General features: G+C 70.1%; 15 protein-coding genes and 3 pseudogenes. 12 read left to right on the top strand and 6 right to left on the bottom strand.

Going from position 1 to position 14,690, the window contains the following annotated elements; genetic code table 11:
* Nucleotides 1-24: 24 nt before the first annotated feature.
* The gene (locus OG747_RS06080) at nt 25-435 is read left to right on the top strand and encodes a winged helix-turn-helix transcriptional regulator (RefSeq protein ID WP_405878260.1); all 411 of its coding nucleotides are present in this window, start codon (nt 25-27) and stop codon (nt 433-435) included.
* Between the two features lie 65 nt (nt 436-500).
* On the opposite strand, the gene OG747_RS06075 is transcribed toward OG747_RS06080, so the two are convergent.
* Both OG747_RS06075 and OG747_RS06070 read right to left on the bottom strand, forming a co-directional pair.
* Nucleotides 501-788, bottom strand: coding sequence for an SGNH/GDSL hydrolase family protein (locus tag OG747_RS06075; protein ID WP_405878259.1), 288 nt, complete (start codon nt 786-788; stop codon nt 501-503).
* Between the two features lie 15 nt (nt 789-803).
* Entirely contained in the window at nt 804-986 is a 183-nt protein-coding gene (locus OG747_RS06070; RefSeq protein WP_405878258.1) for a hypothetical protein, read from the bottom strand.
* A gap of 78 nt (nt 987-1,064) precedes the next feature.
* On the opposite strand from OG747_RS06070, the pseudogene OG747_RS06065 reads away from it, so the two are divergent.
* The 9 genes and pseudogenes from OG747_RS06065 to OG747_RS06025 all read left to right on the top strand — a co-directional run.
* Nucleotides 1,065-1,377: pseudogene (locus OG747_RS06065) on the top strand (site-specific integrase); the annotation flags it as partial.
* Between the two features lie 79 nt (nt 1,378-1,456).
* Nucleotides 1,457-2,221 carry a HipA family kinase gene (locus OG747_RS06060; protein WP_405878257.1) on the top strand — a complete coding sequence of 255 codons (765 nt, stop codon included), beginning with the start codon at nt 1,457-1,459 and terminating at the stop codon, nt 2,219-2,221.
* The gene (locus OG747_RS06055) at nt 2,218-2,601 is read left to right on the top strand and encodes a DUF3037 domain-containing protein (protein ID WP_405878256.1); all 384 of its coding nucleotides are present in this window, start codon (nt 2,218-2,220) and stop codon (nt 2,599-2,601) included. The genes OG747_RS06060 and OG747_RS06055 overlap by 4 nt, the downstream gene beginning before the upstream one ends.
* A 176-nt stretch (nt 2,602-2,777) precedes the next feature.
* The gene (gene fabG / locus OG747_RS06050) at nt 2,778-3,539 is read left to right on the top strand and encodes a 3-oxoacyl-ACP reductase FabG (protein ID WP_405878255.1); all 762 of its coding nucleotides are present in this window, start codon (nt 2,778-2,780) and stop codon (nt 3,537-3,539) included.
* A 17-nt stretch (nt 3,540-3,556) separates the two neighbouring features.
* Entirely contained in the window at nt 3,557-4,318 is a 762-nt protein-coding gene (locus OG747_RS06045) for an SDR family oxidoreductase (protein ID WP_405878254.1), read from the top strand.
* A gap of 212 nt (nt 4,319-4,530) precedes the next feature.
* Nucleotides 4,531-6,111 (top strand): ABC transporter substrate-binding protein, encoded by a 1,581-nt coding sequence (locus OG747_RS06040; RefSeq protein WP_405878253.1) that lies wholly within the window; start codon nt 4,531-4,533, stop codon nt 6,109-6,111.
* Between the two features lie 149 nt (nt 6,112-6,260).
* Nucleotides 6,261-6,944 (top strand): uracil-DNA glycosylase, encoded by a 684-nt coding sequence (locus OG747_RS06035; RefSeq protein ID WP_405878252.1) that lies wholly within the window; start codon nt 6,261-6,263, stop codon nt 6,942-6,944.
* Between the two features lie 734 nt (nt 6,945-7,678).
* Complete coding sequence (locus OG747_RS06030) at nt 7,679-8,296, top strand: hypothetical protein (protein WP_405885456.1); 618 nt, start codon at nt 7,679-7,681, stop codon at nt 8,294-8,296.
* A gap of 288 nt (nt 8,297-8,584) precedes the next feature.
* Nucleotides 8,585-8,782 (top strand): hypothetical protein, encoded by a 198-nt coding sequence (locus OG747_RS06025; protein WP_405878251.1) that lies wholly within the window; start codon nt 8,585-8,587, stop codon nt 8,780-8,782.
* A 648-nt stretch (nt 8,783-9,430) separates the two neighbouring features.
* Here the strand turns inward: OG747_RS06025 and OG747_RS06020 are convergent.
* Together OG747_RS06020 and OG747_RS06015 are read right to left on the bottom strand one after the other, a co-directional pair.
* Nucleotides 9,431-9,943, bottom strand: coding sequence for a DinB family protein (locus OG747_RS06020; RefSeq protein ID WP_405878250.1), 513 nt, complete (start codon nt 9,941-9,943; stop codon nt 9,431-9,433).
* 70 nt (nt 9,944-10,013) lie between these two features.
* Nucleotides 10,014-10,538, bottom strand: a pseudogene (locus OG747_RS06015) (TetR/AcrR family transcriptional regulator); the annotation flags it as partial.
* A 254-nt stretch (nt 10,539-10,792) separates the two neighbouring features.
* Between OG747_RS06015 and OG747_RS06010 the strand changes: the two are divergent.
* Nucleotides 10,793-11,704, top strand: a complete 912-nt coding sequence (locus OG747_RS06010) for a Gfo/Idh/MocA family protein (RefSeq protein ID WP_405878249.1) — start codon at nt 10,793-10,795, stop codon at nt 11,702-11,704.
* Here OG747_RS06010 and lnt read toward each other — a convergent pair.
* Both lnt and OG747_RS06000 read right to left on the bottom strand, forming a co-directional pair.
* Nucleotides 11,622-13,208, bottom strand: coding sequence for an apolipoprotein N-acyltransferase (gene lnt, locus OG747_RS06005; RefSeq protein WP_405878248.1), 1,587 nt, complete (start codon nt 13,206-13,208; stop codon nt 11,622-11,624). The two genes, OG747_RS06010 and lnt, sit on opposite strands and share 83 nt — an antisense overlap.
* A 141-nt stretch (nt 13,209-13,349) precedes the next feature.
* Nucleotides 13,350-13,835 (bottom strand): nuclear transport factor 2 family protein, encoded by a 486-nt coding sequence (locus OG747_RS06000; RefSeq protein WP_405878247.1) that lies wholly within the window; start codon nt 13,833-13,835, stop codon nt 13,350-13,352.
* 92 nt (nt 13,836-13,927) lie between these two features.
* Between OG747_RS06000 and OG747_RS05995 the strand changes: the two are divergent.
* A pseudogene (locus OG747_RS05995) lies at nt 13,928-14,677 on the top strand (DUF4291 domain-containing protein).
* The last annotated feature ends 13 nt before the right edge of the window (nt 14,678-14,690 follow it).

The following is a 14,690-nucleotide window of genomic DNA, read 5'->3' as shown; positions in this document are numbered from 1 at the left end:
GGGTGCTGGTGTATTCTGAGGGGTATGTCACAGCAGGAGCAGTCACCGATCACCCTCGACCCGGAGCGGCCGATGGACATCCTCGACGCGGCCTGCCCCAGCCGCGACGTCTTCGTGGATCTGGCCGACAAGTGGGCCTTGCTGATGCTGCTGAGCCTGCGCGAGCGCGGTGTCCAGCGGTTCTCCGAGCTGCAGCGCTCCATCGGCGGGATCAGCCGCAAGATGTTCTCGCAGACCCTGCGGACCCTGGAACGCGATGGACTCGTCGCCAGGACGGTGGACCCCCATGCCGCGCCGCCTCTGGTCCTCTACGGGCTCACCGACCTCGGCAGCGAAATCGCCGAAGAAACCCGCGTCCTCTGCACTTGGACCCACACCCGTGCCGCCCAGGTCCACGCGGCACGCGCCGCCTATGACCAGCGCACCGCCGAATGAGTGTCTCCAGCCGAGCGGGGTCCGTCCCGATCGGTCGGGTGATTACTCCTTGCCGAGGAGCTTCCTCATGCTCCGCACGGTTTCCTCGTCGGTGTAGGCGTGCCCCCGATCCCCCAGCCGCCTGGAATACGGCGACGCTCATCCATGAGGCAGGGTGAGTCGTTGAGGATTCGGTTCCCGCCGATGCCGGCGTTGACGACGTCCAGCGGGCGACAGGTGGCGACGAGGCGTTCGGCGAGTTTGTCCGTGAAGCGGTTGTCGGCGCCGGGCGTGGCCCCGGTCCCGTCCATGAGCGAGTCACCGAAGGCGACGACGGTGCCGCGTCGCGGGGAGACGGCACCGAAGACCTCCACACCGGTCAGGAAGTATCAAGCGTTCGTGAAGGTCCTGAAGGCGTCGCTGCCGGAGTCGGTCAGATGGCGTCCGGGGGCGCGGTACGTGGTGGCGGTGGTGAATCGGTGGAAGGTGGCCGGACCGGTGTGGTCGGCGAAGTACAGGGTGACGGTCAGCTTCTCCAGTGGGGAGGTGCTCAGGGCCTCTGCATCGCTCACGATTTCACGTCCAGGGGCGATGGTGGCGCCCTGGCCACCGCCGAATGACAGCGTGCGTGCTGTGCCTGGCCAGACCCGGGCATCGTCGCCGGACCGGCCAAGCGAGCGAAGAAGTGGCAGTGGGAGGCGGCGCCGAAGGACGGGTTCCATGTGCTGTGGCACACCCATGGTGCTGTGGCACACCTATGCCTCGATCATGCTGGAGGCGGGGGAGTCCGTGGTGGCCTTGGCGTGGCGGCTCGGGCACTCCTCACCAGCGGTCACCCTCGGTTACTATGCTCACTTCATGCCGGAGGCCGGGAGCAAGGGGCGCACCGTCATTGACGGGATGCTCGGGAGGCAGGGAGCTCGGCATGTCAGTCGACACTCCCCAGATTCTCCCCAGGGCTGATCGCGGCAGACTCCCTGGAGTGTGCGTGTCTGGAGTTGATCGTGGATTGTAAGGCTAAAGACTCGGGTGGCCTGGGAAAATGTTGACTGAGGTCGCCGTGACCCGCTACATCACGCCGCTGCGTGAGGGCGGCTCGCTACCGGGGCTCGTCGAGGCCGACGATCTCGGGACGTACGTCATGAAGTTCACCGGCGCGGGGCAGGGGCGCAAGACGCTCGTCGCGGAGGTCGTCTGCGGTGAACTCGCCCGCCGGCTCGGCCTGCGCGTGCCCGGTCTGGTGACGGTCGACCTCGACCCGGTGCTGGGGCTCGGCGAACCGGACCAGGAAGTGCAGGGGCTGCTCAAGTCGAGTGGCGGACCGAACCTCGGGATGGACTTCCTCTCCGGTGCGATCGGCTTCGACTCCCTCGCCTTCGAAGTGAGTCCCGGGGAGGCCGGGCGGATCGTCTGGTTCGACGCGCTGGTCAACAACGTCGACCGCTCCTGGCGCAACCCCAATCTGCTGATGTGGCACGGCGACCTGTGGCTCATCGACCACGGCGCCACCATGATCTGGCACCACCACTGGCCCGGAGCGGAGGCCTCCGCCGCCAAGCCGTACGACGCCTCCGACCACGCGCTCGCGCCCTTCGGCCCCGACATCGCCTCCGCGGCGGCCGAGCTGGCGCCCTTGGTGACCGAGGACCTGCTGGCCGAGGTGACCGCCGAGATTCCCGACGCGTGGCTGGCCGACGAACCCGGCTTCGACTCGCCGGACGCCCTCCGGCGTGCCTACGCGCAGCCGCTCCTGGCACGCGCCACCGTGATCGAGGAGCGCATCAAGGGCATCGAGGGGGGCAAGTGAGCGAGCGGGACGTCTTCGAGTACGCGCTGCTGCGCGTGGTGCCGCGGGTCGAGCGCGGCGAGTGCTTCAACGCGGGCGTACTGGTGTACTGCCGCGCCAAGTCCTTCGTCGGGGTGCGTACGCATCTGGACGAGACCAAGCTGCTGGCCCTGGACCCGGGGGCCGACGTGGCCGGTGTACGGGCCGCGCTACGGGCGGCCGAGGGGGTCTGCGCGGGAGGAAAAGCAGCAGGTCAGGCCGCCCATGACGATGCCGGGCGGCGCTTTCGCTGGCTGATCGCGCCCCGCTCGACGGTGGTGCAGCCGGGGCCGGTGCACACCGGGCTCACCGCCGATCCGGAGGCGGAAGTCGAGCGTCTGGTCGACCTGCTGGTCAGGTAATGGATCACACGCGCGCGGTGTGCCGTTGACACCGGGTGCCAGGCCTTCTAGCGTCACGTCTGCTGAAGGTACTAAGCGGTCGCTCACCGGAGGGGCGTACCGTGTGAGCCGCAGGTCATTTCGATCAGCAGGGCATTACAAGCCGCAGGGCTTTTCAAGGGCGAGGAGAACCAGCAATGTCCACCACTGAGCAGCGCGTCGCCGTCGTCACCGGTGCCGCGCGCGGCATCGGCGCCGCGACCGCCGTACGACTGGCCACCGAGGGCCGCGCCGTCGCGGTCATCGACCTCGACGAGGCCGCGTGCAAGGACACCGTCGAGAAGATCACCGCCGCCGGTGGCAAGGCCCTCGCGGTCGGCTGCGACGTCTCCGACGAGGCCCAGGTCGAGGCCGCGATCGCGCGGATCGCCGAGGAGCTCGGTGCGCCGACCATCCTGGTGAACAACGCGGGCGTGCTCCGCGACAACCTGCTGTTCAAGATGGCCGCGTCCGACTGGGACACGGTCATGAACGTGCATCTGCGTGGCGCCTTCCTGATGGCGAAGGCCTGCCAGAAGTACATGGTGGACGCGAAGTTCGGCCGGATCGTCAACCTGTCGTCGTCCTCGGCGCTCGGCAACCGCGGCCAGGCCAACTACTCCGCCGCCAAGGCCGGTCTGCAGGGCCTCACCAAGACCCTCGCCATCGAGCTCGGCAAGTTCGGCGTCACCGCCAACGCCGTCGCGCCCGGCTTCATCGCCACCGACATGACGGCGGCCACCGCCGAGCGCGTCGGCATGGGCTTCGAGGACTTCCAGGCCGCGGCCGCCACCCAGATCCCCGTGCAGCGCGTCGGCAACCCCGACGACATCGCCAACGCGATCGCCTTCTTCACCGGCGAGGCCGCCGGATTTGTCTCCGGCCAGGTGCTGTACGTGGCCGGCGGACCGCTCAACTGAAGCCGGGAGACACGAACATGACCACACTTCCCGAACTCTCCGGCAAGGTCGCGCTCATCACGGGCGCGAGCCGCGGCATCGGCTACGGCGTCGCGGAAGCCCTCGTGGCCCGCGGCGACCGCGTGTGCATCACGGGCCGCAACGAGGACGCCCTCAAGGAGGCCGTCGAGACACTGGGTGCCGACCGCGTCATCGGCGTCGCGGGCAAGGCGCACGACGAGGCCCACCAGGCGGCCGCCGTCGAGCGCACCATGGAGGCCTTCGGACGCGTCGACTACCTGGTCAACAACGCCGGTACCAACCCGGTGTTCGGCCCGATGGCCGACCTGGACCTGGGTGTGGCGCGCAAGGTCTTCGAGACCAACGTCATCTCGGCGCTCGGCTTCGCCCAGCTGACCTGGAAGGCCTGGCAGAGCGAGAACGGCGGCGCGATCGTCAACATCGCGTCCGTCGCGGGCATCGCGCCCTCTCCGTTCATCGGCGCGTACGGCATCAGCAAGGCCGCCATGATCAACCTGACCGTGCAGCTGGCGCACGAGTTCGCGCCCAAGGTACGGGTCAACGCGATCGCGCCCGCCGTCGTCAAGACCAAGTTCGCGCAGGCCCTGTACGAGGGCCGCGAGGAGGAGGCGGCCGCGGCCTACCCGCTCGGCCGGCTCGGCGTGCCCTCCGACATCGGGGGCGCCGCCGCTTTCCTCACCTCGGCGCAGTCGGACTGGATCACCGGCCAGACGCTCGTCGTCGACGGCGGGATCTTCCTGAACGCCGGAGTGGGCTGACCGGAACCCCGGAACACCGGACGATATGAGCTTCGACGCGGGCGCCGATGGACAGAAACGGCGCCCGCGTCGACGTGTGAACGACACATAGCCGAATGACAACGTAGTCACAAACGCGCTGATCAAGTGCCCTGCCAGGAACACGGGTTCACCGGCGGGGCGCTGCGGTATGGTCTGCCGACCCTTGGTACGGCAGATCGAGGAGCGTGCGCGTGTTCAACCGGAACCCATGTCTGCGACAGCTGGCGGCGGTCACGTCCATCACCCTGGTGGCCGGGTGCGGCGTCCTCTCCACGGGATCGTCCGACGACAAGGGGCCGATCGTCGTGGGCACCACCAGTGCTCCGAGCACGCTGGATCCGGCTGCCTCCTGGGACGGCTCCTGGGAGCTGTTCCGCAACATCTACCAGACGCTGCTGAGCTACCCCTCCGGGGCGACGACGCCCGAGCCCGACGCGGCTGAGAGGTGCGCGTTCACGGACGTCTCGAACCGCGCGTACCGCTGCAAGCTGCGTGCCGGCATGAAGTTCTCCGACGGGGACACGCTCGACGCGCAGGCCGTCAAGTACTCGATCGACCGGATCAAGAAGATCAACCTGCCGAGCGGCCCCGTGGGGCTGCTGGGCAGCCTCGACCGGGTCCAGGTGGTGGGCAAGCGCGAGGTCGTCTTCCACCTCAACAAGCCGGACGCCACCTTCCCGTTCGTTCTCGCCACCCCGGCCATGTCGATCGTCGACCCCGACGACTACCCCGCCCACTCGCCGCGCAAGGACGGCAAGGTCTTCGGGTCCGGGCCGTACAGCCTGCGCTCCTACGAGGACGGCAAGCAGGCCGAACTGGTCAGGAACGACAACTACAAGGGCTTCGCCCAGCGCAAGAACGACGCGGTCACCATCCGCTACTTCCAGGACTCCGGGCAGATGGTCGACGCCCTCAGGGACAAGAAGATCGACGTCACTTTCCGCGGCCTCGCCTCCAAGGACATCGTCTCGCTCCGCAGCCACGCAGGGCAGGAGGGCCTCCAACTCGTGGAGGGCGCGGGCACCGAGATCAGCTACCTGGTGTTCAACCCGAAGGACCCGTGGGCCAAGAAGCTCGCGGTCCGCAAGGCGGTCGCCCAGGTCGTCGACCGCGCGGCGATCGCACACAAGGTCTACCAGGACACCGTCGACCCGCTGTACTCCATGGTTCCCGCGGGTCTGACCGGTCACACCACGGGCTTTTTCGACGACTACGGGGACCCCAGTTCGTCCAAGGCCCGGAAGATTCTCCTGGAGGCGGGCATCACCGAGCGCGTCCCGCTCACCCTCTGGTACACCACGGACCGCTACGGCTCCGAGACCGCCCCGGAGTTCCAGGAGATCAAGAGGCAGCTCGACGACTCCGGTCTGTTCCGCGTGTCGGTCAACGGGCGCCCCTGGAAGACGTACGAAGAGGGCTACCGCAAGGGCGAGTACCCGGTGTTCGGGCGCGGCTGGTTCCCCGACTTCCCGGACGCCGAGAACTTCATCGCGCCCTTCGTGGGCGAGCAGAACGCGCTCGGTACGCCCTATCCGGTGCCGCGGATCACCGACTCCCTGCTGCCCGCCTCGCGCCGCGAGAGCGACCGCGGAGCCGTGGTCAAGGAGTTCGAGGCGGCCCAGCAGATCCTCGTCGACGACGCCCGGCTGCTGCCACTGTGGCAGGGCAAGCAGTTCGTGGCCGCGAGCGAGGAGATCTCGGGCGGGGAGCAGGCCCTGGACCCGTCGACGATCATGATGATGTGGGAACTGCACCGCAAGACCAGCTGGTAGATCCGTGGTAGATCCCCGGTAGGTCACCAGAGGCTCCGGTGGTGGCTCCTTTGGTGGCTCCATTGGTGGTACGGGGCGCGGGGCCGATTGTCAGTGGTCGCCTGTAGGTTCTGAGGCCTGGAAGTGACCGCACATCGGAGGAACTTGACGTGACCGACACCGCCATGCTGCCCGAGTCCTGGCGCGGCGTCCTGGGTGACGAACTGCAGCAGCCCTACTTCAAGGAGCTCGCCGAGTTCGTCGAGGAGGAGCGCGCCAAGGGTCCCGTCTACCCTCCGCGCGAGGAGGTCTTCGCCGCGCTGGAGGCGACGCCGTACGAGCGGGTGAAGGTGCTCATCCTCGGCCAGGACCCCTACCACGGCGAGGGCCAGGGACACGGCCTGTGCTTCTCGGTCCGCCCCGGGGTGAAGACCCCGCCCTCGTTGCGGAACATCTACAAGGAGATGAAGGAGGAGCTGGGCACCCCGATCCCGGACAACGGCTATCTGATGCCGTGGGCCGAGCAGGGCGTCCTGCTGCTCAACGCGGTGTTGACCGTGCGCTCCGGTGAGGCCAACTCGCACAAGGGCAAGGGCTGGGAGAAGTTCACGGACGCGGTGATCCGGGCCGTGGCCGACCGGCCCGACCCGGCGGTCTTCGTCCTGTGGGGGAACTACGCGCAGAAGAAGCTCCCGCTCATCGACGAGGAGCGGCACGTCGTGGTGAAGGGCGCGCACCCCTCGCCGCTCTCCGCCAAGAAGTTCTTCGGCTCCCGCCCGTTCACGCAGATCAACGAGGCGGTCGCACGGCAGGGCCACGAGCCGATCGACTGGCGGATTCCGGATCTGGGCTGATCCGGGGCGCAGGTGACGGCCGGGCCGGGGGGCCGGCCGTCACCTGCGTGGCCCAGCGGCGTACGGCGTGCCTGAGCGCAATTGTCAGTGCGTCCGTTTAGCGTCGGAAGGGACAGTGACAGCGTCTCTGATTGACTTGGTGATCCTGAGCGTTGCTCAGGGGTGTGAGTCAATCGACTTTGTACCCTGGTGCTGAACGGCCGGAGCCTTCAGTCCGCATGGCACGCCCCTCCGGACGCTGGTCGGTCAGGTCTCACGACCTCACCGAGGAGGGTGCCCGACGTCGACTGGGCGCCGAGCGCGTGCGTGACACTCCGCCATCAGATCGCTACGTTTCGCTCATCCAACTGGTGAGCGTCTCTGGAACTCTTAAGGATCCTGGGTTATCGCGTGGCCCCGAGGGGTGGAAGCGGTAACGAGCGCGGACGAGTCCGGGCCGATCCTTGGGTAGAGCCCGTGTGCGGCGTCACTGGCGGTGACGCGGTGCCGGCGTCTGGACTGTGCCCGGCTCTTTCGGGTCGGGCACACCCTGGGATCGCTGCCCCGCCGGACGCTGAACCGGTCACCGCAGGTGAAGCACGATGCCGGTGGCGGGGACCGCGCGCATTTCAAGCACGCGGCGTGTATGTCAGGTAGAACGAGAGGCAGTCCATATGGTTACGCCCGAGCCGGAATCAGTTTTCCGCGGCTTCGCTAAGCCAATCGCCGCACCGTTGGAGACCCTGGAGGACGCGGTGGCGGAGCAACAGGAGCAGGCGGCGCCGGATGCCATGATGACCCGGATCGGACAGGTCGTCATGCTGCACCACGGCGGCGACCGCGAGGAGGCCCGGGGGCGCTTCCTCGCCCTGTGGGCGGAGATCGGCGAGGACGGCGCCCCGCTGCACCGTTGCACACTGGCGCACTATCTGGCGGACACGCAGGACGATCCCGCGGACGAACTGGCCTGGGACCTGCGGGCCTTGTCGGCGGCCGAGGAACTCACCGACGGCACCGACGGCACCAACGGCACCGACGGCACCGACGGCAGGGGCGCCGAGCGCCACCAGTCGCTCGCGGTCCGCGCGTTCTATCCGTCGCTGCATCTGAACCTGGCGGCCGACTATGTGAAGCTCGGCCGCTCCGATGCCGCGCGAACCCATCTGCGCCGGGCCCGCGGCGTGATCGGCGCCCTCGGTGACGACGGCTACGGGGACGGTGTGCGGGCGGCGATCGGCCGTCTGGAGCTGAGACTCGACGGGGACGGGCCTTCGGACGGGGGGCCGGGGGAGGGCCCCGGTACCGTCGAGGGCCCCGGCCCCTTCGGCCGGCCCGGAGGGGAGGCCCTGGGGCCGCCGAGACAGCGGCCCTAGCTTCACCCTGCCGACTTCACGGGTCAGGGGCAGGACGGCAGCAGGGTGTTTCAGGTCGTCGCACTCCGTCCCGATATCGGCCCGCCGCACGACAGGGACGGCGTGCAGGCCCTCCTGGCGGACCGGGCGGTGCCGCGCGTGGAGTAGTCAGTGCGAGAGACGGCGTCTATCGCCGCACGATCCGCCTCGACGGCGACGCGGGCGCGCTGGAGGTGGGCCCCGGCGGCGCGGACCACGCCCACCGTTCCGGGGGCCGGGTGATCGGCCGGCTGATGAGCGCTGGCCGCTGTGCCCGGGATCGAGGCCGACACCTCCCATCGGATCGCCCCGCGGCTCGGTTACCGGGACGCTTTCCCGACGGCCGACCTGCGCGTGGGCCCCGGCCCGGTGAGGGAACTGGCCGCACGTGAACTGGCCGCACGGTGGCGTCGCTGGTGCGCCCTCACGGCGGCATGCCCGATGCGGACGGAGGGGTGCCTCGTGTGAGGCGGGCGGGGTGAGCCTTGTGACGGGCGCGGGATCCCTCAAGGGGCGTACGTCCTCCTGCAGATGACTGCCTCCGGGCTGTCCGGCTTCCAGCCGCCGTACTTCCTGCCGAGCGCGCACACGTCCGAGGTCCTTGGGAGCTCCGGTGCGACGGGTGGCGGGACGACGGCGCGAGGTGCGGGCCGGTGGGGCTGCGGCTGCGGGTGCGGGTGCGGGTGCAGAGGGCTGTGCGGGTGGTATGGAGGAGGCGCCTGGGGGACGGCGGGCGCGCGGTGTGGCGCCGACGCGCTCGGTGGGCTCGGCGACGGCTTCCGGGGCGGCCCGACGAGCTCCAGCGCCTCGCGCGCCGGCGCCTGCACGACCTGTGGCCCGGCCGTGCCGTCCGGACGCGGCGGTGACGGCCGGGACGGTGCGGGCGGCAGGGCGGGGGAGGGCGGTCGCTGGACGGTCACACAGCCGGACAGGGCGGTGACGGCCACGGTGACCAGGAGCGTTGCGGTCGTCGTCGTTCGATGCACCCGCGCAACTCTGCTGCGTCCGGCCCGCTGAGGGGAGCGGACAAGCGCAGGTTGCCCCGCACGGGTGATCCTTCCGCTTCTCCGGAGGGCGCCGGTGTCCGCAAGATGAACCGGCGCCGAGTGGAGTGCCTCACTCGCCCGTGGCGCCGTCGATCCGCTCCCGGATCAGATCCGCGTGACCGTTGTGACGCGCGTACTCCTCGATCATGTGGGTGTAGATCCAGCGCAGGCTGATGGGGTTATCGGTGAACTTGCTCCTGCCCTCGCAGGCGTCGTCCAGCGCGAAGCGTGCCGTGTTGCGCCGGGCGATCTCGATCTCGCCCTGCCAGGTGGCGTACGCCTCGTCCCAGGTGTCCGCCTCGGTGAGATGGAACTCCCCGTCCCGGTCCTCGTCGCTGCAGTAGATCGGCCCCTGGTCGTCGCCGACCAGCACCTTGCGGAACCAGCCGCGCTCCACTTCCGCCATGTGCCGCACCAGACCGAGCAGCGACAGCTCGGAGGGCTCGACCGAGGCGGTCCTGAGCTGGGCATCGTCGAGGCCTTGGCACTTCATCTCGAGGGTCTCGCGGTGGTGGTCGAGCCAGCCCTCCAGCATCGGCCGTTCGGCGGCGTTGGTGGCGGGTTTGGTGCGCTGCTTCGTCATGCCCGCATTTTCGCCGACCGGGCGGCCGCTCACCACGTCGTTTTCGGGCCCGCGGACGGAGTCGGCCGCGCAGCATTCCTGCCGGCAACTCCCGGAAACCGTCCCGCAGTTCGCCGACGCCGGGTACGTCCGCGTGGTGCGACCCCGCCACGCACGAGAACATCATCCCGTCGCACCACGCGGCCGGTGACAGCGCGTGCCGGGCGGGCTCGCGCGAACCCGCGGCCGTGACCATCGCGGTCAGCGGCTCCCGGAAACGCTGCTCCGCCGCGTCGAACACGGCGCGCAACTCGGGGCGGCGGGTGGCCTCCAAGGCCAGTTCGTAGCGGGCGATCAGCAGCTCTCGGTGGCGGGTCGGACAGCGGTGCAGGGCCGGTGTCAGCCCCTCGACGAGCGCGTCGGCCCCGCCCCGCGGATCCGGCATCTCGTCCGCCGTCAGCACCTGCGCCTCGCGCTCCGCGAGCAGGCCTACGGCGGCTTTCCGCAGGGCCCGCCGGGTGCGCGCCTGGTTCGAGGCCGAGCCCTGGGGGAGCCCGGCCACCTCGTCGACCGCCCGGTGGGTGAGCCCGCGCATACCGCGCTCGGCGGCGACCAGGCCATCGAGGACGCGATCGTGCTCGCCGGCCGCGCAGCCCCCGACCGGCCCGACCTCGCCGCGTACACGGCGGACCGCAGGCCGCGTACGACGGAGATCGCCCGGAAGGCCGTACGCGACCCTGTGCTCACCGTGCTGTCCAAGGCCGCGCCCGCACTCTTCCTGCGGAGCTTCGACGGCATTGCCGACTGGCGGCCACCGCAGCGGCCGTATGCTTCCGGCGAGGCCCGCGTCGGCGACTGAAGGAGACCCTGGTGAAGGTCGGCTGCATCGGACTCGGCGACATCGCGCAGAAGGCGTACCTGCCGGTGCTCGGCGCCCAGCCGGGGGTCGAGCTGCATCTGCAGACGCGGACCCCCGCCACGCTCGCCCGGGTCGGCGACAGCCTCCGCCTTCCGCGGGAACAGCGGCACGCCGACCTGTCGGAGCTGCTCGCGCGGGACCTCGACGCGGCGTTCGTACACGCGGCCACCGTCGCACACCCCGAGATCGTCACGCGGCTCCTGGAGGCGGGCGTACCGACGTTCGTCGACAAGCCGCTCGCGTACGAACTCGCCGACTCCGAGCGTCTGGTGCGACTCGCGGAGGAGCGGAACGTCAGCCTCGCCGTCGGCTTCAACCGGCGTTACGCGCCCGGATACGCGCAGTGCGCCGACCACCCCCGCGAGCTGATCCTGATGCAGAAGAACCGCATAGGGCTGCCCGAGGAGCCGCGCACGATGATCCTCGACGACTTCATCCACGTCGTCGACACCCTGCGGTTCCTGGTACCCGGGCCGATCGACGACGTGACCGTACGGGCCCGCGTCGAGGGCGGCCTGGTGCACCATGTCGTGCTGCAGCTGGCCGGGGACGGCTTCACGGCGCTCGGCGTGATGAACCGGCTGAGCGGTTCGGCGGAGGAGATCCTCGAGGTCTCGGGGCAGGACACCAAGCGTCAGGTGGTCAACCTCGCCGAGGTGATCGACCACAAGGGGCAGCCGTCCGTGCGGCGGCGCGGGGACTGGGTGCCGGTGGCCCGGCAGCGCGGCATCGAGCAGGGCGTGCTCGCCTTCCTCGACGCCGTACGCGCGAGCAAGGTGCTCAGCGCCCGTGACGCGCTGGCGACTCATGAGCTGTGCGAGCGGGTGGTACGAGCGGTCGAGGAGCGGTCCGCCGCAGCCTGAGCGCCCGGAAGCCCTCCGTCGCGCACAGCGCCGCCAGCACCAGCAGCGCCCCGTGCACCGGCCAGTCACCGAACCGGACGTACGGGGTGACGCCGCGCGCCAGCGGTACGTCGTAGACCACCGCCCCGCTCGCGCCTGTACCGAGCCAGGAGCCGAGCCGCTCGCCGCTCGGGCCGTAGGCGGCGGAGACGCCGGTCAGTGTCGCGTGCACCATCGGGCGGCCGGTCTCGGCGGCCCGCAGCGCGGCGAGCGAGGCGTGCTGCTCGGGCGCCCAGCTGTGCTGGAAGGTCGAGGTCGAGGACTGCGCGAGGAGCACCTCGGCGCCGTCCTGGGCGAGATGCCGGCTCATGTCGGGAAACGCCGTCTCGAAGCAGACCATCGGGCCGACCCGCAGCCCGTGTCCGACGTTCATCACCACCTGCTCGGTGCCCTTCCTGCGGTCCTCGCCCGCCGCCTTGCCCACCGAGGTCGCCCAGCCGAGGAGGGAACGCGCGGGTATGTACTCGCCGAAGGGTACGAGCCGCATCTTGTCGTAGCGGTCGCCGGTCGGGCCCCGCGGTCCGACCAGGACCGAACTCTTGAATATCCCCGGCCGGTCGGAGCGGCGCGCGTCGACGTTCACCAGGAGGTCGGCGCCGGTCAGACGGGACAGCGCCGCGATCCGGTTCGCCAGGTCGGGCCGGTGGGCCAGGTCGAAGCCGACGCTGCTCTCACCCCAGACGACCAGGTCGAGATTCTGCCCCGCGAGGGTCCGGGTGAGCGTCTCCTCGCGCGCGAAGCGCTTCTCGGCGCCGGCAGCGCCGCCGATGACCCCGGGCTGGACGACCGCGATCCGGACCCGGCCGTCCACGTCCGGGCGCGGCGACCACGCCCAGGCCGCCGAGGTCGCGGCGGCCGTCGCGACCAGTCCGGCGACGGCGGGCATACGGGACTCACGCACCGCGACCAGCAAGGCGACCGCCACGTTGACGGCGACCACCAGGAAACTCAGCAGCCACACCCCGCCGACCGACGCGAGCCGCAGCGCGGGCTCCACCTGCCACTGGCTCGACCCGAGCAGCCCCCATGGCCCGCCCAGGCCCTGCCAGGACCGGACGAGTTCGACCATCAGCCACCCCGACGGCAGCACGAGGAGCGCGGCCCCGACCTGCCTCGCCGACGGCACTCCGGCGAGGAACCGTCGTACGAGCCAGCCCCAGGGCGCCCACAGTGCGCCGAGCAGCGCCGCGATCACGACCGTGAACACATGAAGGCTCGGCAGCAGCCAGTGGTGCACGGCCAGCATGAAGCCCAGCCCGCCGAGCCAGCCGTCGTACGCCGCCTGCTTCGCCGTCGGGGCCGAGCGGGCCAGCAGGATCCAGGGCACGAGGGCGACGTACGCGAACCACCACCACGAGGGGGCGGGGAAGGCGAGCATGGGCAGCGCGCCGGCCAGCGCGGCGACGACGGCACGCCGCCAGGGGGAGACGAGCCAACGCTCGGGCCAACGGTCGGGCCTCTTCATGCAGCGCCTCCCTCCCCGGGGAATGTCTCCAGTGTGCGCGTCGGAGACGATCTCCGACAGGGGGCATCTGGTCCGAGGTGTCTGGTCCGAGGCATCTGGTCAGGGGCGTCCGGGCAGGGATGTTCGGTGAGGGGCATGCGGTCAGGTCGCGGCGGGTTCCTGGGGCGGCTGCGGGGTGCGGCGCCATTTTTCCTGGACGACGACCTCGCACAGGCGCCACCCCAGGTCCGTACGCACCAGCCGGAAGGCGTACCGGCCGCCGCACACGAAATCGGGCGCGGTCGATCCGCCGTCGTGGCCCGCGAACCGCATCGGATTGATGTAGTCGGCCTGGACCCGGGCCGTGTCGCCCGTGTCCTGTTCAAGGACTCCGAACCGCACACGCCGGTTCACGATCAGATGCTGACGCATGGGGAAGATCTCCATGCTCCGCGCGAGCCATCCCGCGACCTCGTCGGCGTCCCCCTCGATGCCACCGGCCGAGCGGTAGTCGGCGCGTCCGTCCGGTGCGAACAGCCTCCGGTACGCCTCCCAGTCGCCGTCGTCGACCGCCACCGCGTACTCGGTGACGAGTCCGTCCACCGCGAACCGGTCCATCACGGTCGCGAGCTCCACGCGCTGCGTCATCGGCTCAGTGTTGGCCACGAGGGGTGCGCAGCCAAGGGGCGTGCACCAATATTCGGTGGCCACGGCAGGTCGCTCCGGCGGACCCTGTTCCCGTGAATGATCAACCCCTCGCGGCAGAGCCGCAGTTCCGCGTCCGAGCCCGCCATACGCCCACCACGGTCACCGTCTACCAGGCCTACCGGCCCGAGATCGGCCTCCCCGCGGCTCGCGATGGACGATTCCCTTCCGCGTGGAAGCGCGACCGGATGACATGGATCAAGCCGAGCTTCTTGTGGATGATGTATCGCTGCGGCTGGGGCACGAAGGAGGGCCAGGAGACCGTTCTGGCCGTCGAGATCAGTCGCGAGGGATTCGTCTGGGCGCTGCGCAACGCGTGTCTGTCGCACTACGTCCGCGGGGTGCACGCCGACCAGGCGACGTGGAAGCGGCAGTTGAGGCAGGCGCCGACGGCCACGTCCCTGGATGTGGTGTACGGCTGCTCGCCACGGCAGAGGAGTCCGCAGGTGTGACAGATCTCCCGGATGTGTCACACCCTCGGCTGGTACACCACGTCCGTGGACGTGACCGCGCCGACCCGGGTGCAGTGGGACCCGGAGCGCGATCTGCGGCTCAATCCGCTGCCGTACCGTTCGTTGCAGCTCGGCCTCGCGGGCGAGGCCGTGCGGCGGTACGCGGACGAGTGGATCGTGGGAGTGGAGGATGTGACCTCGCTCGCTGCCGAGATCCATGGGCTCGTGCGGGAAGGTGAGCTCGACCGGGCCGCCGCGCTGCTGCCCGAGGAGCGGCCCTGTCCTCTCGGCGAGGAAGTGCTGGCGCATCTACGATCGCGGAGTGATCGATGAGCTTTGTCCGGGC

This window comes from Streptomyces sp. NBC_01384 (genome assembly GCF_045040035.1).
Lineage (GTDB): Bacteria > Actinomycetota > Actinomycetes > Streptomycetales > Streptomycetaceae > Streptomyces.
The sequence above is the reverse complement of the archived record's forward strand: the minus strand, read 5'-3'. Positions and strand labels throughout refer to the sequence as shown.

Coding starts and splice junctions, on each gene's coding strand:
- OG747_RS06020 (WP_405878250.1), bottom strand. CDS start 9,943: ATGACGAAGCAGCGCACCAAACCCGCCACCAACGCCGCCGAACGGCCG.
- OG747_RS06000 (WP_405878247.1), bottom strand. CDS start 13,835: ATGACGCAGCGCGTGGAGCTCGCGACCGTGATGGACCGGTTCGCGGTG.
- lnt (WP_405878248.1), bottom strand. CDS start 13,208: ATGAAGAGGCCCGACCGTTGGCCCGAGCGTTGGCTCGTCTCCCCCTGG.
- fabG (WP_405878255.1), top strand. CDS start 2,778: ATGTCCACCACTGAGCAGCGCGTCGCCGTCGTCACCGGTGCCGCGCGC.
- OG747_RS06080 (WP_405878260.1), top strand. CDS start 25: ATGTCACAGCAGGAGCAGTCACCGATCACCCTCGACCCGGAGCGGCCG.
- OG747_RS06045 (WP_405878254.1), top strand. CDS start 3,557: ATGACCACACTTCCCGAACTCTCCGGCAAGGTCGCGCTCATCACGGGC.
- OG747_RS06060 (WP_405878257.1), top strand. CDS start 1,457: ATGTTGACTGAGGTCGCCGTGACCCGCTACATCACGCCGCTGCGTGAG.